The organism is Acinetobacter sp. YH12255 (assembly GCF_013417355.1).
Classification (GTDB): domain Bacteria; phylum Pseudomonadota; class Gammaproteobacteria; order Pseudomonadales; family Moraxellaceae; genus Acinetobacter; species Acinetobacter pseudolwoffii.
This window is the reverse complement of record NZ_VPEC01000010.1, coordinates 1-24,482: the sequence shown is the minus strand read 5'-3', so window position 1 is coordinate 24,482 and position 24,482 is coordinate 1. Positions and strand designations below refer to the sequence as shown.

Sequence of the window (24,482 nt, the reverse complement as noted above, 5' to 3'; positions counted from 1 at the left end):
CTGAATAGAATTAGATACGCATTCCGACAATCGCACGCTGCCCTTGGCGCATGAGCGTAACGCGTGCCACATTGCCCTTCTTCAACTCAGAAACTTCTTGTACAAATTGCTCTGCGTTCAATACTGCCTTGTTATTAATATGCGTCACCACATCGTTTGGCATGATACGCGCCTGTGCGGCAATGCCACCTGAACGAACATCCTGAATCATGACCCCGCCTTTGATCTCCAGTCGATCCTTTTCTAGCGAACTTAAATCACGAATAGCCACACCAATTACAGGTCCTTTGCTCGGCTGCGCCTGTGCTCCGGCTTTTGCAGGGGTATCATCCGGTGCGGTACTTAAGGTTGCTGAAATATTACGGCGCTTATCATCACGTAAAACCTCCAGCTGTACCTGTTGCTGAGGTGCAGTACGGTTGAGATAGTTTAATAATTCACTGGTGCGTGAAATCGCAGTGCCGTTATATTTTAAAATCACGTCGCTGACACGCAGACCTGCACGTGCAGCGGGTGAATTTGGTGCAACCTGAGTAATTAAGGAGCCTTCGGGCTTAGAAAGGTTGTAGGACTCTGCCAGATTACGGTCGATATCCTGCAAGCTGACCCCCAGATAGGAACGGGTCACTTTACCATTCTTTTTCAGCTGCTCTGCCACTTCCATGGCCACATCAATCGGAATCGAGAAGGAGAGCCCCATATAACCGCCGGTTCCACTGAAGATCCGCGAGTTCACCCCGACTACTTCACCATGCTGGTTAAATAAAGGCCCACCAGAGTTACCCGGGTTAAGGGCCACGTCTGTCTGGATAAAAGGCACTGCTGTTTCACCCATCATATTCCGCATTTTGGCACTGACGATTCCGGCAGAGGCCGAATAATCAAAACCAAATGGCGAACCAATCGCAAGCACAGGCTCACCGACACGTAAGCGGCCTACATCCCCGGTACGCAATTCTGGAAAATTCGAACCTGTGACCTTAAGTAAAGCTACGTCGGTACGTGCATCACTTCCCACCACAGTAGCATCAATTTCACGGCGATCATTCAGGGTAATGGTGACTTTAGATGCATCCTCAACCACATGATGGTTGGTCAGCAGATAGCCATCTTTACTGATAAAAAATGCACTGCCATAGCCGGTTTTTTCCTGTGGCATGCGCTGCTGAGGGATAATCACCTGATTGCCAAAGAAGCGACGTAGAATTTCCGGAACTTGTTGTTGTAAGAGTTCTTCTTCGCTCATTTTTTTAACGACATTGACACTGACCACGGCAGGACTGACCTGCTCGACCAGATTTGAAAAATCAACCGGTGTGACAGCCTGCAACTGTGCAGCACTCATGGTCAGGGTCGCTGCAAATAATCCTTTTTTTAAGTCTAGAATTTTCATATAAATTATTCACTCAAATTGTTGATAAATTTATGTAAATAGGTTTTATCACAAACATTGTAAAGTTTAAGTAATAATATGTTTCAATGCTTCACGCTGGACAATATCTCATCATTAAAACACTAAGTTAAGGCTTTGATTAATTTTTTTCATTAATAAATGAGCATTTCAACGCTTGCCTTTTGCACAAAAAAGCGCTGTTATTACCAAACTTTTTTTAAAATTAGCTGATGGACATGTCTAATTCATCCCTTACCCATCAATTTGACGTCATTATTGTGGGCAGTGGCGGTGCCGGTTTAAGTTTAGCCTTATCGCTCCCGGACCATTTTAATATTGCAGTTTTAGCGAAATCCACCCTGACAGATGCCAGCACCTTTTATGCGCAAGGCGGTGTTGCTGCAGTACTCGATAAAATGGATTCGATTGAACAGCATATTGATGACACCATGATTGCAGGTGCACAGCTATGTGAAATGGACGCAGTCAAACAGACGGTAGAAGGGGGCAAACCATCAGTTGACTTTCTGCTAAAACACGGTGTGCAATTTACTCTGGATGAACAGGAACAGTTGCATCTCACCCGTGAAGGCGGCCATTCACAGCGCCGGATTATTCATGCTGCCGATGCCACAGGTCGTGCAATTTCGACTACTTTGGTACAACGCGCCCAAGAAAAATCAAATATCACTATTTTTGAAAATTATATTGCGATTGATCTGATCTGTTCACATAAACTTGGCCTAGACGGTGAAAACCGTGCGCTAGGTTTATATGTGCTGGATGAAAAAAATGAAAAAGTACATACTTTTTTAGCGCCCTTTACCGCCCTTGCCTGTGGCGGTGCAATGAAAGCCTATCTTTATACGTCAAATCCGGATATTGCCACAGGTGACGGCATTGCCATGGCCTATCGTGCAGGCTGCCGGGTGGCTAACATGGAATTTAACCAGTTCCATCCGACCTGTCTCTATCATCCACAAGCGCGCTCCTTCCTGATCACTGAAGCTATGCGTGGCGAAGGGGCTTATCTGCGTCTGCCCGATGGCGAACGCTTTATGCTGCGTTTTGACGAGCGCGCCGAACTTGCACCACGCGATATTGTCGCACGCGCAATCGACTATGAAATTAAGCGCTTGGGTATTCGGCATGTCTGGCTGGATATTACCCATAAGGATGAAAGCTTTGTTAGAGAACATTTTCCTACGCTTTATGCCCGCCTGCTGGAACTGGGTATTGATATCACCAAAGATATGATTCCAGTGGTACCTGCAGCCCATTACACCTGTGGTGGCGTTGTGGTCGATGAACATAGCCAGACTGATATTGCAGGTCTCTATGCAATTGGGGAAACCTCTTATACTGGTCTGCACGGTGCTAACCGAATGGCCAGTAACTCACTTTTAGAATGCTTTGTGTATGGCATGAGTGCAGCCAAGCATATCGAATCTCATTTCAATGCTGACTATGCCTTTCCGCCCGTACCCATCTGGGATGACTCACAGGTAACCAATCCGGATGAAGATGTGGTGATTCTGCAAAACTGGGATGAGCTACGTCAGACCATGTGGAACTATGTCGGTATTGTGCGCAGCACCAAACGTCTGGAACGTGCCTTGCATCGTATTGAAATGCTGAAAAAAGAAATCACCGAGTATTACCAAGATTATCAGGTCAGCAAAAACCTGATCGAGCTTCGCAATCTGGTGCTGGTCTCAGAAATGATTGTGCGCTGTGCCATGCAGCGTAAAGAATCTCGTGGCCTGCATTTCACGCTGGACTATCCGGAATTATTGCCTGAATTACGCAAGACCATTCTAAATCCGGTGAATTTTGAAGTAGAAACACCCTTGGTCAATATTTAGATTATTGGGGAGATATGATTTTTAAATCATATCTCCCTGTCTTTTAGCGCTCACCTACTTAATTAAGCTTAGGCTATTTATATCACTGAACTTCTATTCTTCAGGTGTTTAGTGTTGAGGTGGAATGGCATAAGTCGCAGTAACATGCGCCACTGGCTCATCAAGGTCTACTGAATAAATCCAGACTTCCCCGACAATCAGAACTTTACCGACTTTAATAAGCTTGCACTCTCCTCGCAAATCCGTGCCACCTGAAGGTTTACGGAGAAAATTGATATTCAGATTGGTGGTGACAGCCAAACCCACCAGGCCAATTTCGCCCAGAATAGCGACATATAAGGCAAGATCGGCCAAGGTCATCATGGTTGGGCCAGAAACAGTACCACCCGGACGCAACTCTTGTGCGCTAACCTGATACAGCAAAGTTGCGCCGCGTGGAACAACGGCTTCGATCCTACATTTTTCTAGGCTTTGTGGAAATTCTTGTTGTAAAAATTGTTGGATTTCGGTTTTGGTCGTTTTCATCTTATTAAAAAAATCTTCTATATTGCCTTCAATATAGAAGATTTTTCACACATTTACCTAGTGAAAATTAAAATAAACAGGATTTCAATTTAAACCAGACTTCAAATAACTTAAAGCCTGCTCGAATACCTGCTCCGGTGTACGGGTTGCATCCAGACGTTTGATCCGTTCCGGATGACGCTGCCACAACGTTTCATAGCCGGCTCTTACTTTCTCAAAGAAAGTGACTTTCTCTTGTTCAAAGCGATCCAGTGCGCCACGCGCGCGTGCCCGGTTCATTCCCAGTTCAATCGGTGCTTCTAACCAGAAGGTGATGTCCGGCATACGTGCCACAAAGTGATCATTTAATAACTGCAGCTTTGTTTCACTGAGTCCACGACCTGCACATTGATAGGCAAAGCTGGCATCAGTAAAACGGTCACAGAGTACAATTTTTCCGGCTGCTAAGGCTGGCAGAATGACTTGTGCCAAATGCTGGGCACGCGCCGCATACATCAATAGTAATTCGGTATCATGCGCCATCGCTTCTTCATGATTCACAGCCAGAAGTAGTGCTCGGATCTGCTCGGCCATCGGCGTACCACCCGGCTCGCGCGTAAGCATCACATCTTTGCCTTGGGCCATAAAATCGTCATAGATCGAACGAATGAGTGTGGTTTTACCTACACCTTCTGTGCCTTCAAAGCTAATAAACATACTCATTCCTTATTCTTCGAGCGTAAAATGGTCAGATACTCCTGCACTGCTTTATTGTGATCATTCAGATTGGTCGTAAACGTATGTCCGCCATTGCCCGTGGCGACAAAATAAAGGTTGTCAGAATTATCCGGATGCATGGCTGCTTCAATGGCTTTCTTACTTGGCAGTGCAATTGGCGTTGGCGGCAAACCAGACATGGTATAGGTGTTATACGGCGTCGGCGTACGTAAATCCTTGCGGGTAATATTGCCATTATAGGCATCGCCCATTCCATAAATCACGGTAGGATCGGTCTGTAAACGCATGCCAATTTTTAAACGGCGCACGAACACTCCAGAAACCTGTTCTAGCTCACTATCCACACTGGTTTCTTTTTCAATGATCGACGCCATGATCAGCGCTTCATATTTATTCTGATAGGGCAGATCAGTCACGCGTTTTTCCCAGGCCTGATCCAGTGCCTTCATCTGGCGCTGATACAGATTGGTTAAAATTTTACGGTCAGTTTCACCTTTAGCAAAGAAGTATGTATCCGGTGCAAACAGACCTTCAGGATGTGAAAATGGAATATTGAGCTCTTTAAGGAGTTGTGCCGTTGGCAAATGTGACACTTCTTTGGTCACCAGATCATCTTTCTTCAAAGCATCAATCAGCTGTTTGAATGTGGTTCCTTCAATCACCAAAATCCGGTTCATCTGGGCATTTTCAGCATTGGAGATCATATCCAGAACCTGACGAATACTCATGCCCTGGCGCACTTCATATACGCCAGCTTTCATGGTGTCATGAATCAGGATGCGCTGATAAAGCTTGAGAATAATCGGGAAACTGACCTGTTTTCCTTTGGCCAGACGGTCAATAAAACTAGAATAGGTTTCCCCTGACCCAATCGCCAGCAGCTGTTTTTGTCCGTCTACAGGATAGTCTTTCCACAAACTACTTTTTAAGACCAGTACCAAAATCAAGGCAAGTCCAATCAGGACGAAGGCAATTCCTTTGAAAAGTGACGAAAATTTGGCTGTATTGTTCTTTTTGGCTTTAGACTTGGAAGCTGACATATTAAGACATCTGATTTAATCGAAGACGGTTAAAAAGTTCAATACAAGCATCGCCATCCAGGGATCGCTGCTCAAATTGAGTGACAATTTTCATCGGGTTTAGCGCATTACAAAAAAACAGACTCTGAATATGGGCTATTTCCTCCATATCGATGTAACGTTGCTGACAGGCAATTCCCTGATCTTGCATCCGTTGTAGAATTTCTGCACGCATCACCCCAAAGACGCCATTATAACGAAGTTCCGGCGTAATCCATGTATTGTTTATACAAATGAAACAATTACTGCTCACCCCTTCGACAACCCCGCCCTGTACATCTGTCACCAGTGCCTCAGACCAACCGCGCTGATCCGCCTCCTGCTTGAGCAAAACCTGCTCCAGGCGATTCAAGGTTTTTAGTCCGACCAGACCCGGCATGGTCAATCCCAGTGCCTGCTGTAATACCCCACTTTGGATCTGTTCATACTTTAAATCATGTAGGGCTTGAGGATAATAAAATACCCACAGATCCGCCGGATGCTCTGGCAAACTATAGCCCCGCTCGCCGACTCCACGACTCAGCACGATCTTTAATGTTCCATTCAGCTGACTTTCTGATTCACGTAAAAGTTCCAAACTTTCTGCAATCAGAGCTAAATCAGCATGCAAACTTAATTTTTGATTACTGAGCTGCAAACGTGCCAGATGACGATCATATAATTCCACCCGGTCCTGTCGAATCCGGGCCGTGCTAAAACAGCCATCACCATAATGAAAGGCCCGATCGAGTACTTCTATCTCACTGACATGGTTCGCATTTTTCAAACAGAGCATATTTTATTGCCTCTCAAATCAACAATTGAGTACTGAGAGATAAGCTCCATCGATTTATCTCTTTTACTCACATCAAATGCATTTTTAATTATTTTTTATGCAAAATATCTCCAGCTATTCTTGCCTTGTCCAACAAAAGCTAAAAAAATTGAGGCAAAAATGAATATTGGTAAATTAAAAATTGGGGTATTGGCTGCACTGGTTTCGGCCACTGCTTTCAGTGTGTCTGCAAAAGATTTCCTGAACGTGTCTTATGACCCAACCCGCGAATTATATGACAATTTTAATAAGGAATTCAGCGCATACTGGAAAAAAACCACGGGTCAGGACGTGAACTATAAACAGTCGCATGGCGGTTCAGGTAAACAGGCCCGTGCTGTGATTGATGGTCTGGATGCAGACGTCGTGACCCTCGCGCTGGCGGCCGACATTGATGAAATTGCAGCGAGAGGTCTGCTGCCTAAAGACTGGCAGAAAAAATTCCCGCAAAACTCGACCCCCTATACCTCCACCATCGTCTTTCTGGTCAAAAAAGGCAATCCAAAAGGGATTAAAGATTGGGGAGATCTGGTGAAACCTGGAGTAGAGATCATTACGCCAAACCCGAAAACTTCTGGCGGTGCACGCTGGAACTATCTGGCGGCATGGGCATGGGCCAAACATCAACCTGGTGGCAATGACAGCAAAGCACAAGATTTTGTGCGTCAAATTTATAAACAGACCAAAGTGCTGGACTCAGGCGCACGTGGAGCCACCACCACTTTTGCTGAGCGCGGGATCGGTGATGTATTACTGGCTTGGGAAAATGAAGCCCATCTCGCTACTCGTGAACAGCCGGGTAAATTTGAAATCATCACGCCAAGTCTGTCAATTTTGGCCGAGCCACCGGTGGCAATTGTAGAGAAAAACGCCAAGAAAGATGGCAATGAAAACCTGGCCAAAGCTTATTTGAATTATCTGTATTCTCCTGCGGGGCAAACTGTGGCTGCGAAGAATTTCTATCGTCCACGTAATAGCGAAGTATTAAAGAAATATAGCAGCGTATTTAAACCTTTAAAGTTAGTCACCATCGACAAAGAATTTGGTGGCTGGACCAAGGTACAAAAAGCACATTTCGATAATGGCGGGATCTTTGATCAAATTGTAAAGGCAAATCATACGAAATAATGAGGCAGTCCAGCAGAAACAATGGCCTTTATTGATAAGGCCATTCTCATTTCAATAACTTCAGCTCTGTCTTATCTTTTTTTTCATATAAAATTCGTTTTTATTTATTTTTTACGCATAAAGAATAGGTTTATTCTGCAGCTATGTTACAAAACGTGTAAGAAATTGAGGTTTCTAATGAGTATTTCAAAAACAATAAAACTTGGGGTTCTGGCTGCTGTGATTTCGGCAACCTCATTGGGTGCTTCAGCACGTGATTTTTTGAATGTTTCCTACGATCCGACACGTGAATTGTATGAAGATGTCAACAAGAGTTTTGGCAAATATTGGGAAAGCCGTACGGGTCAAAAAATTAACTTCAAGCAATCCCATGGTGGTTCTGGTAAACAGGCCCGCTCTGTTATTGATGGCTTGAATGCAGATGTGGTGACTTTGGCCCTCGCAGCCGATATTGATGTGCTTGCAGAAAAAGCCAAATTATTGCCAGCAGACTGGCAAAAGAAACTGCCACAAAACTCGACACCGTATACCTCAACAATCGTATTTTTGGTGCGTAAAGGCAACCCCAAAGGGATTAAAGACTGGGGCGATCTGGTGAAACCGGGTGTCGGCATTATTACCCCGAATCCGAAAACATCAGGTGGCGCGCGCTGGAACTATCTGGCGGCATGGGCATGGGCCAAACATCAGGCCGGTGGCAATGACACGACTGCACAAGAATTTGTTCGCCAAATTTATAAAAACACCAAAGTCCTGGATTCAGGTGCGCGTGGTGCAACTACCACCTTTGCCGAGCGCGGGATCGGTGATGTCTTGCTGGCCTGGGAAAATGAAGCGTACTTAGCGATTCGTGAGCAACCAGGTAAGTTTGAAATTATCACGCCAAGTCTGTCTATTCTGGCTGAACCGCCAGTGGCGATTGTAGAAAAAAATGCAGCGAAAAAAGGCAATAAGCATCTGGCTCAAGGTTATTTAAACTTCCTGTACTCGCCACTGGGTCAAGACCTGGCAGGCAAACATTATTATCGTCCACGCAGTGAAGTAGCTTTAAAGAAATATAATCATGTGTTCAAACCACTCAAACTGGTGACGATTGATCAGGAATTTGGCGGCTGGGCAAAAGTGCAAAAAGCACATTTTGAGAATGGCGGTATTTTCGACCAGATTGTGAAGGCAAACAGCGCGAAGTAATTCGCAGCTGATCTGACAGGAGCATCGACATGATACATACGCTTATTGTTCCAGGTGTAGGTGGTAGCGAATACAATCACTGGCAAACATGCTTACAACATCAGCTCAGTCGATGCTCTCGTGTGCAACAAAAAGATTGGAATCATCCCGTTTTGCAGGAATGGATCACTGAATTTGTCAAAGCCCTGCAAGATATTCAAGATGATGTACAGATTGTAGCGCACAGCTTTGGCTGTTTAACCTCGGTCGCAGCACTGGCACAACATCCAGAATTGGCTGCTAAAGTTAAAAAGCTGATTCTGGTCGCGCCTGCCAATCCGGCACGTTTTGGGGAAAATGGTTTCGTTCGTAACAGCCAGACCGATTACAGCCATTATTTTCAGCAAGTGCAGATTCAGGTTCCGGCCACGTTATTAATCAGTGAAAATGATCCCTGGTTAAGCTATGCAGATGCCGAGTTTCTGGCCAAAGCCTGGAAACTCAAACCGATTAATCTCGGACAGGTGGAGCATGTCAATGTCGCTTCAGGATTTGGCCCTTTTCCTGAACTTGCCCAGTATTTGATTTCAGAAAAGACTATGCAACATATCAGCAATACTGATGACAGCAAGTATTATTTCAAATTTGCATTTTAGTCGTTGCAAATTATGCTTGTGTCCAATTTCTTTTTTTAATTTTCGCTGGTTAGTTTTAACCAGCTTTCTCTCTTTTGAGGAGTCATCATGTCGCAGCGATCCCGAGTGCTGCCAGGATTTGGTCTTTCTCTAGGCTTTACCCTAGCGTATTTATCATTAATCGTTTTAATCCCGCTGTCTGCTGTTTTTATTAAATCACTGGGCATTGGCTGGGAAGGCTTGTGGGAAATCCTGAGCTCTGAACGTATTCAAAAATCCCTACAACTCAGTTTCAGTGCAGCCATTATTGCTGCGCTGGTGAATGTGCTGTTTGGCCTGTTATTGGCCTGGTGTCTGGTACGTTATAGCTTCCCGGGCAAACGTATTGTCGATGCCTTGGTCGATTTGCCTTTTGCGCTGCCAACAGCGGTGGCCGGTATTGCCTTGACCTCTTTATATGCGCCGACTGGCTGGATTGGTCAGTATCTTGAACCGATTGGTATTCAGGTTGCTTATACCCCGATTGGTATTACGCTGGCTCTAATCTTTATTGGCCTGCCTTTTGTGGTTCGTACCGTACAGCCGGTACTCAGTGATCTGGAAACTGAACTGGAAGAAGCTGCATCTGCACTCGGGGCAAATCGCTTGCAAATTGTGACCAAGGTGATTTTCCCGATTTTACTTCCTGCGCTTATCACTGGCTTTGCGTTAGCTTTCGCTCGCGGTGTTGGTGAATATGGTTCGGTGATCTTCATTGCCGGGAATCAGCCTTTTGAAACAGAAATTGCCCCACTGATGATTATTTCCCGTTTAGAAGAATATGATTATGCCGGTGCAACCACAATTGCGGTGGTGATGTTGCTGATTTCATTTGTCCTGCTGTTCCTGATTAACTTACTGCAAGCTTGGGCCAGCCGCCGTACCGGGAGAACTGCACGATGAGTTTGAATACCAACAGCAATGCACTGGCTGAAAAACTGCAATCCCGTGATGCAACCCGTGAGCCAACCTGGGTACGTTATACCCTGATCACTATTGCACTGATTTTTTTCTTGAGCTGCCTGATCCTGCCTTTGATTCTGGTTTTTGTGGAAGCCTTTAAACAGGGAATTGGTGTTTATACACAGGCATTGGTGCATCCAGATACTTTATCTGCGGTCAAACTTACACTTTTGACTGCTGCAATCGCCGTACCGCTGAACGTGGTATTTGGTGTGGCTGCGGCATGGTCAGTGGCGAAGTTTAACTTTCGGGGTAAATCCTTCCTGACCACCTTGATTGATATGCCATTTTCGGTCTCTCCCGTGATTGCCGGTTTAATGCTGGTACTGATTTTCGGTACGCAAGGCTGGATGGGGTCCTGGCTAATGGACAATGACATCAAGATCCTTTATGCAGTGCCTGCCATTGTCCTGGCGACCATCTTTATTACTGTACCTTTCGTGGCTCGTGAGTTAATTCCATTAATGGAAGCACAAGGCACGGAAGAAGAAGAAGCTGCGATTGTGCTCGGTGCATCTGGCTGGCAAACTTTCTGGAAAGTGACCCTGCCAAATATCAAATGGGGTCTGATTTACGGCGTGATTCTGTGTAATGCACGGGCCATGGGTGAGTTTGGTGCAGTATCGGTTGTATCCGGTCATATCCGCGGTGAAACCAATACTTTACCGCTACACGTCGAAATTCTTTATAACGAATATACCTTTAGTGCTGCGTTTGCCGTGTCTTCGCTTCTGGCTCTCCTCGCAATTGTCACCCTGATTTTAAAAACATGGGTGGAACTGCGCCAGGAAAAACAGGACAAACGTAATCAAGATTCTACAGTTTCTTAAGGAATGCCAACATGAGTATTCAAGTACAAAATATTGAAAAACACTTTGGTGCATTCCATGCACTTAAAAATATCTCGCTGGATTTTCCAGATGGTCAACTGGTGGCCCTGCTCGGCCCATCAGGTTGCGGCAAAACCACCCTGCTACGGATTATTGCAGGTCTAGAATCTGCAGATGGCGGTCAGGTCATTCTGGAAGGTCAGGATGCGACCAATGTTCATGTACGTGAACGTGAAGTCGGCTTCGTGTTTCAACATTATGCCCTGTTTCGTCATATGACGGTATTTGACAATATTGCTTTTGGTCTGCGTGTTCGCCCACGTAAAACCCGTCCATCTGAAGCGGAAATTAAAAAACGTGTTACGCGTTTACTTGATTTGGTTCAGCTGGGTTTTCTGGCTGACCGTTACCCTGCTCAGCTTTCAGGTGGCCAGCGTCAGCGTATTGCATTGGCACGTGCCTTAGCCGTTGAACCGCGTGTGCTGTTGCTAGATGAACCTTTCGGTGCACTGGATGCCAAAGTCCGTAAGGAATTACGTCGCTGGTTACGTACCTTGCATGATGAGTTGCACATCACCTCGATCTTTGTGACCCACGATCAGGAAGAAGCGCTGGAAGTGGCCGATCAGATTGTGGTGATGAACAAAGGTAATGTCGAACAGATCGGTTCGCCACGTGAGGTCTATGAAACGCCGGCAACCCCATTTGTGTTTGATTTCTTGGGTCAAGCCAATCGTTTTGAAGGCCAGAACAACGGCGGCATTATTCAGCTCGGGCAAGATCGCATTCACTTTGATGGCGCAAAAAATGCTGCTCAAGGTGAAGTGATTTTATTCGCACGTCCTGATGAGCTGCGCATTCATGCACAGCCACAAGACAATGCCATTCAGGCCACCTTCATACGTGAATTATGGATTGCGGGTAAAGTCGTTGCAGAACTGAATGACCGTCAGGGTAACTTGATTGAAATTTTACTGACACCTGATGAAGCAAGAGCACACCAATTCCGCCCCAATCAAACCGTGTGGTTAAGTGCGGTGAACTTGCATTTATTTGAAAATCAGGTCGCTTAAGACCAAAAGATGGGGCTTCGAAATGCCCCATCCTCTTCTAGGGTAAAGAGAATTATGAATTTCCAACAATTAAGAATTATACGAGAAACGGTTAGACAGAACTTTAATTTAACTGAAGCCTCAGCTGCACTTTATACTTCGCAGTCTGGAGTAAGTAAGCATATTAAAGATCTGGAAGATGAGCTTGGCGTACAGCTGTTTATCCGTAAGGGTAAGCGTCTACTGGGTTTAACCGAGCCGGGTCAGGCACTATTAGGAATTGTAGAACGCATGCTGGTCGATGCCGATAATATTAAGCGTCTGGCTGATGATTTTAATAAAGTTGATGAAGGTACCTTGACCATTGCCACCACGCATACCCAGGCGCGCTATGTGCTACCGCCGATTGTCAGCCAATTTAAAAAAGAATTTCCTAAAGTACATTTGATTCTGCAACAGGCCAGCCCGGTAGAAATCACGGAAATGCTGCTGCAAGGTCAAGCCGATATCGGTATTGCAACCGAAGCACTGACGACTGAAGACAATCTGGCCAGCGTACCTTATTATAACTGGCAACATAGTATTATTACGCCGCAAAATCATCCACTTGCAACTAAAGATCAGATCCGGATCGAAGATCTGGCCCATTACCCGATTATTACCTATCATGGTGGTTTTACCGGTCGCTCCAAGATTGATACCGCCTTTGAAGAAGCCGGCTTTGATGTCGATATCGTCATGTCCGCACTCGATGCCGATGTGATTAAAACCTATGTGGAAATGAATATGGGCGTCGGCATTGTCAACGATGTCGCTTATGACCCGGAGCGTGATTACCGTTTAAAGCAGATTAAAACGGATATTTTTGGCATGAATACCACCTGGATTGCGGTACGTAAAGGACATTTACTACGTGGTTATGGCTACGAGTTTATTTCCCTGTGCTCGCCGGATGCCGATATTAAAGCGCTTAAAAAAGTCGCCTATCCAGACGAATAAAAATATATAAGTTTTCAGTCAAAGAGGCCAGCGAGCCTCTTTGTTATTTTCAAGTGGATAATCTGTATAAATATCAAGCATAATCACATTAATAATAAATTGAATTATACCAATATGATCGACAGCAAATTTGCTCTTTTCTGTATGGGCTGCGCTTTTTCTGGGTCAGGTTATAGCGCTGCTTTTGAACAGTCCAATCAAAGTATTCAGTCTTTTTTTGAAAAAAATCATTATGCTGAAATTTCATTGGCTTGGGTTCGCCCTGATATTAGCGGTCAGGTACAGCATACCGAACAATTGCAAGAATTGGGTATTACTGACTTTTCTACCGGTCAACTCGCCAGTACACAATTGATCGCCAATCTTGCACTCAAACTGCAATTGCACCCTCAGCTATCATGGGGACTGATTTATGATCAGCCCTATCATGTAGATGTTGCCTATGCTTATAATCCGGTTTTTGCAGGTGAGACGCTGCCTGTTGAAGCGGCTACCATTCAGTTTAATAGCCACAATCTCACTTCTTTAATCGGTTTTCAACCGGATGATGCCTGGAATTTTTATACAGGTTTAAGTTATCAAAGCCTGGAAGGAAGCTTGTATTTATCCGGGCAAACCTTTTATGTATTTAATGGTTATCAGGCTGCATTTGAACAAGATCCTGCCTGGGGTTGGCTTGCAGGATTGAGTTATCAAATTCCGGAATATTTTTTCAGAACTGCGCTGACATACCGTTCAGGCATTACTCACCAGAATAAAACGACCGAATCTATTGTAGTGGGTACCCATCCATCTCCCTATACCAAGATTCAAACCCCTCAATCCGTCAATCTGGATTTTCAAACCGGTTTGCCTTATCAGAATGCATTTTATGCCACCTTACGCTGGTTAAACTGGCAGAATTTTGTCATTCAGCCGCCTGAATTCGCTGCAGTGATTGACTATGCTGCTTTAGAGTTTCCAGAAGTACAAACATTCAGGATGATTGATTATCGTGAGGATCAATGGTCGGCAAAAATTGGGCTTGCCCATCAATGGCCCTCTTTTGGCATAAATTCTATCGAGCTTTTATGGGATTCCGGTACAGGAAATCCGGCTTCAACCTTGAATCCGAGTGATGGCTATTGGGGCATCAGCTTAGGTCATCTTTATAAGATTCAAGAAACCTGGGATATTGCGACAGGACTATATTATTTAAAGTTTCAAAAACCTGAAATTTCTTCATCCGCAACTATTACGCCACAGATTGCAGGTTTATCTGCAGTTTCCGATAACAGTGCCTGGATCCTAGGTTTGAAACTGGGTTATCACTTTTAAAATTATTCTAAAAAACAAAAAACGAGCCGAAGCTCGTTTTTTTATATAGTTAGAATTTAGAAGCGGAAGCTGACACCCAGTTTTGCTACTGGTAGCCATTCATATTTATCATCATTACGAACTTCATTGATATGATCAGCAACTAACTGAGCATCTCCCGGTTCTCCACCTGTAGTACGTACATTGGTAACATTAGGATTACCAGTATAATAAGCACCTACTTCACCAAATACACCCCAACGGTTGGTAATTGCTGGTGAAAAGCCAATACCGAGATAAGGCGCAATTTCGTTACTGTAATCTAAGTCATAACCTAGGCTGGTTAAACTAGTTGCATTACCATCTATTTCAATAGTACCGCCATCATTACGCGCAAGTAAACCATATTGCTGATCAATATAACCTACACCAGCTGCAACATAGAACCAGTTCGCCCAAGGACGGATTTCAGCATTTAAATAGGTCAGGTTATTGTCCATATCGACATCGTAGTTGACATCATCTACTTCAATATCATCTGACCAAGAGATGTCACCACCGTTATAACCTAAAGTCACACCAACATATGGATTAACGTTCCACGAAAGTGCACCACCATAACCGGTAGTACCGACTTCAGCACGAACAGCTGCGGGTTTAAAGAAAGAGAAAGATGCTACACCTTCATCTGTTACGATCGTTTCATCAGCAGCCATAGCAGAGCCAGCTGCTGCAGCCAAAATGGAAACTGCTAAAATTTTATGTAAAGACTTCATTATTTCTCTCCTCAAAAGAACTTATTTTGATCATTAGTTATTCGTGATGGGTTCAATATAAAGGACTTAAAAAATATTTTTTATTCATGTTTTACTGATCTTTTGTTATTTTTTGATACAAATTAGTTTTTCTTGTTGATAACCTGGCTTTTTCTAACACTTCTACTACATTTTAAAATAATGAAAAATAACACTTATCACATTCATTATTTCAAACCTCCCACACTTTTGGCTATTTTTCATCTATTTTCAGTCTGCTCAACTATTTTTAATGCAATATAGTGTAAAATCTAGAAAATTTTTTCTGGAAGGAAGATCATGTCACAGCTTTCAACAATCATTGAAAAAGCGTTTGAAGATCGTGCGAATTTCACAGCTGCAGATTGCCCTGCTGAAATCCGTCAAGCAGTTGAGGACGTAATTGCTGGTCTAGACAATGGTACTTTACGTGTTGCTGAAAAAATCGATGGTGAATGGATTGTTCATCAATGGATTAAGAAAGCGGTATTGTTATCATTTAAATTAAACGACAACAAACCAATGCAAGCTTGTGATCTTCGTTTCTATGACAAAGTAGATACTAAATTCTCAGACTGGACTGAAGAACAATTCAAAGCGGCTGGCGTACGTGTAGTTCCTCCTGCGGTGGCGCGTAAAGGTTCGTTCCAGGCCAAAGGCGTGATCTTGATGCCTTCTTATGTCAACATCGGTGCCTATGTAGATGAAGGTACGATGGTGGACACATGGGCAACTGTGGGTTCATGTGCACAGATTGGTAAAAATGTTCACTTGTCTGGTGGTGTTGGTATTGGTGGTGTACTTGAACCACTTCAAGCCAACCCGACAATTATTGAAGATAACTGCTTTATCGGTGCACGTTCTGAAATCGTTGAAGGCGTGATCGTTGAAGAAGGTTCTGTAATTTCAATGGGCGTATTCATTGGTCAATCGACCAAGATTTATGATCGTGCCACTGGTGAAATTCACTATGGTCGCGTACCAGCAGGTTCAGTCGTTGTTGCAGGTAGTCTGCCTTCTAAATGTGGTACTTACAGCCTTTATGCTGCAATTATCGTGAAAAAAGTAGATGCGCAAACTCGTTCTAAAACCAGCCTGAACGATCTATTACGCGAAGACTAATATGTCTTAACTTAGAGGGCACATTGGTGTTCCTCGGAGCTTCAAGCGCTCCCCGTCTCTACGATCAGTCATGATCGTAGGGATTTTTATTTTTATACCCGGTTATTTATTTCTCAGTGGTTAGTTTTGTTATGAATACGCTTCGTTCTTCCGCAATTCCAGTTTCTGATCCGTCTGCGGGTTTACGCATTACGGAGATCTTCTATTCATTACAAGGTGAAGCCAATGCTGCGGGCTTGCCAACGGTTTTTATCCGCTTAACCGGCTGCCCGTTACGTTGTAGCTACTGTGATACCACCTATTCCTTTGAAGGTGGTGAGCGTCAATCTCTGGATGAAATTATTCAGACCACGCTCGATTTTAAAACACCCTTTGTCTGTGTGACCGGTGGTGAACCACTGGCTCAACCGAATGCCCTGCCTTTAATGCAGCGCCTTGCTGATTTAGGTTGTGAGGTTTCTTTAGAGACCAGTGGCGCTTTAGATGTTGCTAAAGTAGATCCGCGCGTTTCCAAAGTTCTAGATTTAAAAACCCCAACTTCAGGTGAAGTTGCACGGAATTTGTTATCCAATCTGGATCATTTAACGCCACATGATCAAATCAAGTTTGTGATCTGCAACCGTGAAGACTATGAATGGTCAAAGCAGCAGCTTGAACAGTATCAGCTTCAAAAGAAAGTCAGTACAGTCTGGTTCTCGCCTGCATTTGCGGTTGAAAAAGGCGCAGTTCGTTTACCGCAACTGGCGCGTGATTTGGCTCAGTGGATTTTAGAAGACCATCTCCCTGTTCGTTTCCAGTTACAGCTGCACAAGTTGTTATGGAATGATGAAACTGGTCGTTAATTTTTTGTAAAGTTACTTTTTTGGAGAATCAGCTTATGCGCCCTCGTGCCATTGTTCTGTTATCTGGCGGATTAGACTCAACTACATGTCTGGCTTGGGCACAGGCACGCTACGAATGTATCGCGATCAGTTTTAAGTATGGTCAGCGTTCAACCACAGAGCTGGATGCAGCCAAAGCACTGACTCAAGCTGCCGGTGTGGAACATCGTGTGATTAATATTGATCTGGGCAATCTGGGTGGCTCAGCCCTTACCGATCATAGCATTGAGGTGCCTGATCATGAACAAGCCGGTATCCCGATTACCTATGTTCCGGCACGTAATACCATCTTCCTTTCTTATGCTTTAGCCGCTGCGGAAGTATTTAAAGCCGAAGCAATTGTGATCGGAATTAATGCGGTTGATTACTCGGGCTATCCGGATTGCCGACCGGAATTTATTGACGCATTTGCCAACATGGCACGCCTTGCGACCAAGGTTGGCGTAGAGGGTCAGGCGCTCAAATTTGAAACACCTTTGTTACATTTATCCAAAGCAAATATTATTCGCTTAGGTATTGAACATGGCGTAGACTACAGTCAAACGGTGTCATGCTATCAAGCAGATGACCAAGGACGTGCCTGTGGCAAATGTGACAGTTGCCGTTTACGTAAACAGGGTTTTGCGGACGCAGGTGTTGAAGACCCGACACGTTATATACCGTAATAACAAGGTAGAGTTTATGAAGAATTTAAAATCAAGCATCGTGCTTTCAGCAATTGTTTCAGCTGCTGCTATGTTCGCAACAACGGCTCAGGCAGCTGATGACAAATTACAACAAGCTTATAAAAGCACCAATGTAAAATCTGCATTGATCAATGTTTGTAAAGATGAAACTGGCAAAGGTAAAAAACTGACCGCTGCTGAAGTCAGTAAATATTGTACTTGCGCTGTTGAAGCAGATGGTAAACTAACCAATGCACAAAAATGGGAAATCCAAAGCACCATTAATCAGAAGAAAAGTCCTGGAACTTTAGCTTTTGTACAGAAGCAGAATAAAGACCTGCAAGCATGTTTTGGTCCACAGTTAACAGGCAAACTGAAAACTTTGACTGAAGAAGCAATGAAATCAGCTCAAGCTGCGCCGAAGAAATAATATCTCATTATTCTTTGATGAAATAAGCCACTATAATGTGGCTTATTTTTTTGAAAAATTTAAATAAAACAGGAGTTAATATGACTGCCATCAGTTTGCTTGACCAGAGTTTCCCTGCAACGACAGCTGAAATCAATTTAACCCAGCTGGATACAGAATGGCTGGTGATTTATTTTTATCCTAAAGATTCTACTCCGGGTTGTACCACTCAAGCCGTCGGATTTTCTTGTTTAAAAGATCAGTTTGATGCTTTAAATACCACCATTATTGGCGTATCTCGTGATTCGGTCAAAGCCCATCAAAACTTTACTGAAAAGCAGAATCTGAGTATTAATCTGATCAGTGATAAAGAAGAAATCCTGTGTAATCACTTTGATGTGATTAAAGAAAAAAACATGTATGGCAAACAAGTCATGGGGATCGAGCGTTCGACTTTTATTTTCCATAACGGCGAACTGGTCAAAGAATATCGTAAAGTCAAAGCCGCAGGTCATGCCGAACAAGTCCTGGAAGATTTAAAAGCTCTGCAAAGTGCTTAATTGACTATTTCCTGCAAGGATAAAAGCTCGAAAAAATCGGGCTTTTTTTGTGATTACTTTGATGTAATACAAGCATTTTATATGTCTTCTATGCTTCAATTTTTAAAGCTAAGCAATAGACATGCAGCAGTCTATTAATCTGAAAAAAGACTGTATTCAAACACCCTTAATTAACTTCACAATGACCCGAGAGATGCAGATTCACTTTCTCCCCTACGCCTGCGATCCCCTTTCTCATGCCGAAATCACTGCGGTTAATCACTGCAAATGCCTGGACTTCGAGCAAGTTGTCATTAGACAGACTCGACTTAAAGGTTGTTTCAAAAATCACCGGTTTGGTCACACCACGCAAAGTCAAATTGCCTAAAACATTGTATTTACCATTGCCCAGGTCTTTAAACTGGATACTTTTAAAACTTACCGTTTTGTATTTTTCAACATAAAAAAGGTCTTCACCCAAAATCATATGTTTCAATAACGGTTTATTAAAACTCAAACTCTCGACATCCATGACCAGATGCGTTGAAGCATTTTGCGGTGCTTTGGCATCAAACTGCATGCTGGATTGCACCTGATTAAACTTGGCTTTGACCACAGTCAGTCCCATTGACTTGATCTCAAAGCCGACATCACTTTTAGGAGTGAGCGTCCATGATTTTGCAAAAGTCTGACTGCTGAAAAATAAACAGATTGCCAGGCCAATCAGTCCAGTTTTTATTGTTGTTTTCAATTTTAAATCCACCTTGTTTAATTTCTTATTGATCGGATTTAGATACACGCTTCAAGCTGAAATTAAATTTTCTTTTCAGTTTTAGAATTTTTGTTTTCGTTATTTTTATACCAGTTAACTGAAGTTTTTGTAAAACCCTTAGTGACTAATGGAAAAAATAATCGTTAGTATTTATTTTTAAGAAATGGCCTAATCGAAGTATGCTCATCGAATGGAGACTGTTAATACTTTGATTTTAAAATTCATCTCCTAAATATGATCATATATTTCAACAAAATCTGAAGTAAAATTTGCTTACACAGCGAGCACTGCAAACTCTATTTTCTATTGTGATTCTCTTTGAAAAATGTTTAAAACAGAATGTCTAGACAAATATCAATTACAGACCTTACTCGCATTCTCTTGCTCAAAATATAAAAATCCTCAATTGAGGATTTTTATATTACCAGTTGAATTAAATACTGAGAATTAATGACCCTGCGACGATCCACATGGTACAAGCAATGAGAGCATCCAGAACCTTCCAGGCATGGCGATGCTGAAACCAGGGTGTCAATATCTTTGCCCCATAGCCCAAGCTAAAAAAGAAAAACCAAGATGCACAGACAGCACCAAGCGCAAACCACCATTTTCCTAGGCTATATTGCGTTGAAATTGAACCAATCAGGATGACGGTTTCTAAATAAACATGCGGGTTTAACCAGGTAAATGCCAGACAGATCATCAACACTTGTAAAAAATGTGCTGTAACTTGATCACTTGGAGCCAAAACTTCTGTTGATTTAAATGCACTGATTGCATGTTGCAGACCATAATAAAACAGGAATCCTGCGCCGATATATTTAGAAAACATAACCGCATTTGGATAATGTTCAATGATGTGAGCAAAACCAAAAACACCTAATAATATCAAAATAGTATCAGACAAGGCACACGTCAAACAGACCAGGAAGATATGCTGCTGTTTTAAACCCTGTTTTAGTACAAAGGCATTCTGCGCCCCGATACTGACAATCAGGCTCATACCTACAGCAAAGCCACTGACCATATAACTGAACATCACATTCCCCTTTTTTGAATACATGAATTATTCAACAAAAAGGAAGCTATGCATTAAAACTAAGTTAATATCAATTTAACTAAATTTTTCTTAGATTGTAGCGATGCTGAATGCGAAACAATGTGATGCTTTTTACGCGGTTGCAAAAACCGGAAGTTTTGATCTGGCCGCAGAACAACTCAATATTACTGCCTCAGCAGTGACCCTTCGTGTTCAGAGTCTGGAAAAACAATTGGGACACTTGCTGCTGGTGAGAGACCGGCCTTGTCGCGTGACTCAATCTGGACAAACTTTATTGCATTATTTACAGCATCAGCGTTTGCTAGAACAGAATTTGATGCAGGATTTGGGCGGACAGGTACAACAGGAAGGTTTTTACTGTCTGAATATTGCCACCAATGCCGATTCACTTGCGACCTGGTTATTGCCGACCTTACAAGCCCAACTGATCCAGCATAAAATTGTGCTGCATTTTCAACTGGATGACCAATCACAAACCCATCATTTACTGGAAGCCGGACTGGTCAATGCCTGTTTGAGCACTGAAGCCAAAGCCATGAAAGGCTGTCTGGCCGAGCGGATTGGACAAATGCACTACCGTCTGGTTGCCACGCCTGAATTTGCCCGGAACTGGTTTCAACAAGGAATACATCGTGATGCCTTACGCCACGCACCGGCGATTCTGTTTAATGAAAAAGACCAGTTGCATACCCAGTATATCCAGCAAGAATTTGGCCTGAGTCCGGCACAATATCCTCACTTTTTTATTCCATCGACGCATGCATTTTTTGATGCCATTGTCATGGGCTTGGGTTATGGCTGGTTGCCGGATTATCAAACCCGGCATTTGCTGGAATCAGGACAATTGATTGAACTTTCCGGTGAAATGCGAATTGAAGTCCCCTTGTATTGGCATCACTGGAAACAGCAGTCTCCTGCTCTGGCGATTCTGGGTGAATGTTTAAAACAGCATGCTCAGACCACCATGAATCAGCCTCTAGCCATCTGATCGAGTCAGGCCAGATTGCTTTTATCCTTCTGGACAAATTTTTGACTGAGTTGCTGATAGGTTTCGGTATGCTGGAATTGCTCTAGAAACTCAATCGTGCCTTGTGGAAATTTATCCCGTTGAATTTCACCGCGATAATAAGCTTCACGCATCGGCGTAGCGGATAAAGCACCTTCCAGGCTTTCCAGTTCGACCATTTCCCATTCCGGGAAAAATTTTAAATAATATGAAGAATCATCTTTAAAATGTCCAATCAGTCCGACTTTGGCATTCGGTTCTATGGCCTGATTTATCAGCGATTTCACCAGTTTTTGCCATTTTTCATCGTTATAAACATCAATGACTTCTACAAATTGAATCCGCGCCTGATCTTCCGGACTAAAATTTGCAAGGATCATGGCTTCACGTTCCGAAGCCAGAAATGGATTTTTGATATTGCGTTTATTCTGCGCAGAACCAAGGGCCAAAATCACATTTTGACTGTGTTCCAAAGCAATCTGAATGGTTTGCATATGCGCCAGATGAAAAGGCTGAAAACGGCCAATGAAAACCAGATAATCAAATGTATAGTTCATAACAGATCATTTTTATGACTCATGAGTTGTGCCGCCCCAATAAATATGCGACATAATCAATCTCATAAAATCAAATTAAGTTTTAAAGCAAGGATAGTACGATGACACTGAGCTGTATTCAACAACCTCATGAGCATTTGCATGCGAATTTAGAACATGGCGTACTCACTTTAGCCATCAATCGCCCGGAAGCGAAAAATGCCTTATACAGCGAGCTGTATTTATGGATTGCTCAAGCGCTCGATGAAGCAGATCAGGACAATCAGGTGCGTGTGGTGGTGTTACGCGGTCAGGACACGGACTTTAGCGCGGGCAATGATATGCAGGATTTCATGAAATCTGCTGCCAAGAAAGGTCAGGCCCCTGCGGCTGAAGGCCCGCCCTTTATTTTACTCAAAGCGGCTGCCAAGTTTTCCAAGCCTTTAATTGCAGCGGTACGTGGCGTTGCAATCGGGATTGGGGTAACCATCTTATTGCATTGTGACTTGGTCTATAGTGACAATACTGCCCTGTTCCAGATTCCATTTGTCAGTCTGGGCCTATCGCCTGAAGGCGCTTCAAGCAAATTGCTGATTCAGCAGGCGGGCTATCATAAAGCGGCTGAATTATTGCTGACTGCACAAAAATTCAATAGCGAAAAAGCACTCGGTGCCGGTCTGGTGAATAGTATTGAAGAAGATGCCTATGCGGCTGCACAAAAACAGGCGCAGACTTTAGCAGCATTACCTTTGGCATCTTTGAAGCAAACCAAAGCCTTGATGAAACATAATCTGGATGAAATTGTGGCCTGCATCGATCATGAAGCAGAAATTTTCATGCAGCGCGTTGGCTCTCCGGAAATGCTGGAAGCCGTACAAGCTTTTATGCAAAAACGTAAACCTGATTTCACACAATTCAACTAATTTTCAAACTTAGGATCTCAATGAGCTGGTTTAGACTGCCTCATTGATTCCTTTACCTGTAAGAATAAAGAATATGTCTACTGAAAATTCATCCATTATTGCCCAGTCTCCTGAAACCATTGATAGCGCCAATCCTGATAAAAAACGTTATTATGAACCTGCTCCACAGGATATTGATGTCGATAATTTCCGTAAAGTGATCGAAAGTCGTCGTTCAGTGCGTAAATTTACCAAAAAACCAATTCCAGAAGATGTACTTGATGCTTGTCTGGATCTGGCGTTGCTGGCTCCCAATTCGTCAAACTTGCAGCCCTGGACATTTTATGTGGTACAAAACCCGGCGAAGAAAAAGCGACTGGTCAAAGCCTGCATGAGCCAACTGGCAGCAAAAACGGCTTCTGAGCTGATTATCTGTGTGGCACGTACCGACCGTATTGATGAAATGGCCAAACGGAATGTCAATGAATTTCCATATCCGGAAGCGCCAGCTGCCATCAAAAAATACTATAAATACATTCCATATAACTATAAAACCGGTTATTTAAATGTCTTTGGCAACTTTAAAAAAGTGGCTTTCAAAGTTGCCCGCACTTTAGATAAACAGATGCCTGTTTCTGCCTTTAGTCCAAATGATGCCAAACTTTGGGCAACCAAAACAACGGCACTGGCTTGCGAAAATCTGGTCTTGGCCTTACGTGCTTATGGTTTTGACAGCTGCATGATGGAAGGTTTTGATGAACCGATGGTACGCGATATCTTGGGCTTAAATGATCAGCAATATCCAGTCATGGTGATTGGTGCAGGTGAACGCGCCAAAGACGGCGTGTTCTTCCCGCAATACCGTTTTGATCGTGAGTTATTTATCCAGAAAGTTTAACAGTATAGTCAAACTACTTTATTATCCATACAGGATTCGAAAAAAACTCGAAATAATTCATCGACTGAGTCGATCAACCATTCTTTACGCTTACGTTTAACCCATGCCCACATCTGTTCTATAGGATTTAAATCAGGGCTGTATGCAGGAAGCCAAAGAATTTTATGCCCTTGTTGTTCCAATAACTCCAGAATATCTGCTCTTTTATGAAATGCTGCATTATCCATAACCACTACACTATTTTCAGGTAATGCTGGTATGAGGAATTGCTCAATCCAAAAATGAAAAACATCTGAATTGATTTTGCAGTCAAATAAACCTACTGAAAATAAATACCCTTTATGGATTGCTCCAATGGCATTGGTCTGATTCTTTAATTGCCAATTATATTGC

General features: G+C 43.3%; 27 protein-coding genes. 17 read left to right on the top strand and 10 right to left on the bottom strand.

The window, feature by feature from the left end; genetic code table 11:
* Positions 1-10: 10 nt before the first annotated feature.
* On the bottom strand, positions 11-1,393 hold the full coding sequence (locus FTV30_RS06035) for a Do family serine endopeptidase (protein ID WP_005097559.1): 1,383 nt from the start codon (positions 1,391-1,393) through the stop codon (positions 11-13).
* A 236-nt stretch (positions 1,394-1,629) separates the two neighbouring features.
* Here FTV30_RS06035 and nadB point away from each other — a divergent pair, with 236 nt between their 5' ends.
* Positions 1,630-3,258, top strand: a complete 1,629-nt coding sequence (gene nadB / locus FTV30_RS06030) for an L-aspartate oxidase (protein ID WP_005170113.1) — start codon at positions 1,630-1,632, stop codon at positions 3,256-3,258.
* Positions 3,259-3,366: 108 nt separating this feature from the next.
* On the opposite strand, the gene FTV30_RS06025 is transcribed toward nadB, so the two are convergent.
* The 4 genes from FTV30_RS06025 to pabC form a co-directional block, all read right to left on the bottom strand.
* A complete protein-coding gene (locus FTV30_RS06025) occupies positions 3,367-3,783 on the bottom strand; it encodes a PaaI family thioesterase (RefSeq protein ID WP_005097561.1) in 417 nt (138 codons plus the stop codon).
* 84 nt (positions 3,784-3,867) lie between these two features.
* Positions 3,868-4,479: a dTMP kinase gene (tmk, locus tag FTV30_RS06020; RefSeq protein ID WP_074383333.1), complete on the bottom strand. Its 612-nt coding sequence runs from the start codon at positions 4,477-4,479 to the stop codon at positions 3,868-3,870.
* A 2-nt stretch (positions 4,480-4,481) separates the two neighbouring features.
* Positions 4,482-5,540, bottom strand: a complete 1,059-nt coding sequence (mltG, locus tag FTV30_RS06015) for an endolytic transglycosylase MltG (RefSeq protein ID WP_180001196.1) — start codon at positions 5,538-5,540, stop codon at positions 4,482-4,484.
* A 1-nt stretch (position 5,541) separates the two neighbouring features.
* Positions 5,542-6,354, bottom strand: coding sequence for an aminodeoxychorismate lyase (gene pabC / locus FTV30_RS06010; RefSeq protein ID WP_005170105.1), 813 nt, complete (start codon positions 6,352-6,354; stop codon positions 5,542-5,544).
* 159 nt (positions 6,355-6,513) lie between these two features.
* Here pabC and FTV30_RS06005 point away from each other — a divergent pair, with 159 nt between their 5' ends.
* The 8 genes from FTV30_RS06005 to FTV30_RS05970 all read left to right on the top strand — a co-directional run bounded on the left by FTV30_RS06005 (position 6,514) and on the right by FTV30_RS05970 (position 14,526).
* Positions 6,514-7,521: a sulfate ABC transporter substrate-binding protein gene (locus tag FTV30_RS06005; protein WP_159138201.1), complete on the top strand. Its 1,008-nt coding sequence runs from the start codon at positions 6,514-6,516 to the stop codon at positions 7,519-7,521.
* 177 nt (positions 7,522-7,698) lie between these two features.
* Entirely contained in the window at positions 7,699-8,712 is a 1,014-nt protein-coding gene (locus FTV30_RS06000; RefSeq protein ID WP_180001195.1) for a sulfate ABC transporter substrate-binding protein, read from the top strand.
* 29 nt (positions 8,713-8,741) lie between these two features.
* Positions 8,742-9,347 carry an alpha/beta hydrolase gene (locus FTV30_RS05995; RefSeq protein WP_180001194.1) on the top strand — a complete coding sequence of 202 codons (606 nt, stop codon included), beginning with the start codon at positions 8,742-8,744 and terminating at the stop codon, positions 9,345-9,347.
* A gap of 87 nt (positions 9,348-9,434) precedes the next feature.
* The gene (gene cysT / locus FTV30_RS05990; RefSeq protein WP_005170095.1) at positions 9,435-10,268 is read left to right on the top strand and encodes a sulfate ABC transporter permease subunit CysT; all 834 of its coding nucleotides are present in this window, start codon (positions 9,435-9,437) and stop codon (positions 10,266-10,268) included.
* On the top strand, positions 10,265-11,158 hold the full coding sequence (cysW, locus tag FTV30_RS05985) for a sulfate ABC transporter permease subunit CysW (RefSeq protein ID WP_005097571.1): 894 nt from the start codon (positions 10,265-10,267) through the stop codon (positions 11,156-11,158). The genes cysT and cysW overlap by 4 nt, the downstream gene beginning before the upstream one ends.
* Positions 11,159-11,169: 11 nt before the next feature.
* Positions 11,170-12,231 carry a sulfate/molybdate ABC transporter ATP-binding protein gene (locus tag FTV30_RS05980; RefSeq protein WP_005097572.1) on the top strand — a complete coding sequence of 354 codons (1,062 nt, stop codon included), beginning with the start codon at positions 11,170-11,172 and terminating at the stop codon, positions 12,229-12,231.
* Between the two features lie 54 nt (positions 12,232-12,285).
* Positions 12,286-13,209: a CysB family HTH-type transcriptional regulator gene (locus FTV30_RS05975; protein ID WP_005097573.1), complete on the top strand. Its 924-nt coding sequence runs from the start codon at positions 12,286-12,288 to the stop codon at positions 13,207-13,209.
* 114 nt (positions 13,210-13,323) lie between these two features.
* On the top strand, positions 13,324-14,526 hold the full coding sequence (locus tag FTV30_RS05970) for an outer membrane protein transport protein (RefSeq protein WP_218950551.1): 1,203 nt from the start codon (positions 13,324-13,326) through the stop codon (positions 14,524-14,526).
* Positions 14,527-14,582: 56 nt separating this feature from the next.
* Here FTV30_RS05970 and carO read toward each other — a convergent pair whose 3' ends face one another.
* Positions 14,583-15,281 (bottom strand): ornithine uptake porin CarO, encoded by a 699-nt coding sequence (gene carO / locus FTV30_RS05965; protein WP_180001193.1) that lies wholly within the window; start codon positions 15,279-15,281, stop codon positions 14,583-14,585.
* Positions 15,282-15,599: 318 nt separating this feature from the next.
* On the opposite strand from carO, the gene dapD reads away from it, so the two are divergent.
* The 5 genes from dapD to FTV30_RS05940 all read left to right on the top strand — a co-directional run bounded on the left by dapD (position 15,600) and on the right by FTV30_RS05940 (position 18,936).
* Entirely contained in the window at positions 15,600-16,421 is an 822-nt protein-coding gene (gene dapD, locus FTV30_RS05960) for a 2,3,4,5-tetrahydropyridine-2,6-dicarboxylate N-succinyltransferase (protein WP_005097576.1), read from the top strand.
* Between the two features lie 131 nt (positions 16,422-16,552).
* Positions 16,553-17,263 carry a 7-carboxy-7-deazaguanine synthase QueE gene (gene queE, locus FTV30_RS05955; protein WP_180001192.1) on the top strand — a complete coding sequence of 237 codons (711 nt, stop codon included), beginning with the start codon at positions 16,553-16,555 and terminating at the stop codon, positions 17,261-17,263.
* 35 nt (positions 17,264-17,298) lie between these two features.
* A complete protein-coding gene (queC, locus tag FTV30_RS05950; RefSeq protein WP_005170088.1) occupies positions 17,299-17,967 on the top strand; it encodes a 7-cyano-7-deazaguanine synthase QueC in 669 nt (222 codons plus the stop codon).
* 16 nt (positions 17,968-17,983) lie between these two features.
* The gene (locus FTV30_RS05945) at positions 17,984-18,397 is read left to right on the top strand and encodes a hypothetical protein (protein ID WP_005170085.1); all 414 of its coding nucleotides are present in this window, start codon (positions 17,984-17,986) and stop codon (positions 18,395-18,397) included.
* A gap of 80 nt (positions 18,398-18,477) precedes the next feature.
* Positions 18,478-18,936 (top strand): peroxiredoxin, encoded by a 459-nt coding sequence (locus FTV30_RS05940; RefSeq protein WP_005170083.1) that lies wholly within the window; start codon positions 18,478-18,480, stop codon positions 18,934-18,936.
* Positions 18,937-19,102: 166 nt separating this feature from the next.
* On the opposite strand, the gene FTV30_RS05935 is transcribed toward FTV30_RS05940, so the two are convergent.
* Both FTV30_RS05935 and FTV30_RS05930 read right to left on the bottom strand, forming a co-directional pair.
* Positions 19,103-19,666, bottom strand: coding sequence for a YceI family protein (locus FTV30_RS05935; protein WP_051064995.1), 564 nt, complete (start codon positions 19,664-19,666; stop codon positions 19,103-19,105).
* Positions 19,667-20,120: 454 nt separating this feature from the next.
* Positions 20,121-20,726: a LysE/ArgO family amino acid transporter gene (locus FTV30_RS05930; protein WP_159138204.1), complete on the bottom strand. Its 606-nt coding sequence runs from the start codon at positions 20,724-20,726 to the stop codon at positions 20,121-20,123.
* A 103-nt stretch (positions 20,727-20,829) separates the two neighbouring features.
* Between FTV30_RS05930 and FTV30_RS05925 the strand changes: the two genes are divergently transcribed.
* Entirely contained in the window at positions 20,830-21,735 is a 906-nt protein-coding gene (locus FTV30_RS05925) for a LysR family transcriptional regulator ArgP (RefSeq protein ID WP_100329049.1), read from the top strand.
* Between the two features lie 5 nt (positions 21,736-21,740).
* Here FTV30_RS05925 and FTV30_RS05920 read toward each other — a convergent pair whose 3' ends face one another.
* A complete protein-coding gene (locus FTV30_RS05920) occupies positions 21,741-22,310 on the bottom strand; it encodes a nicotinate-nicotinamide nucleotide adenylyltransferase (protein ID WP_180001191.1) in 570 nt (189 codons plus the stop codon).
* Positions 22,311-22,411: 101 nt separating this feature from the next.
* Between FTV30_RS05920 and FTV30_RS05915 the strand changes: the two genes are divergently transcribed.
* Positions 22,412-23,212: an enoyl-CoA hydratase-related protein gene (locus tag FTV30_RS05915; protein ID WP_005097587.1), complete on the top strand. Its 801-nt coding sequence runs from the start codon at positions 22,412-22,414 to the stop codon at positions 23,210-23,212.
* Between the two features lie 73 nt (positions 23,213-23,285).
* Complete coding sequence (locus tag FTV30_RS05910; protein WP_005097588.1) at positions 23,286-24,089, top strand: nitroreductase family protein; 804 nt, start codon at positions 23,286-23,288, stop codon at positions 24,087-24,089.
* Positions 24,090-24,097: 8 nt separating this feature from the next.
* On the opposite strand, the gene FTV30_RS05905 is transcribed toward FTV30_RS05910, so the two are convergent.
* Positions 24,098-24,482: transposase (locus FTV30_RS05905; RefSeq protein WP_180001190.1), on the bottom strand; the 385-nt coding region annotated here is incomplete at its 5' end.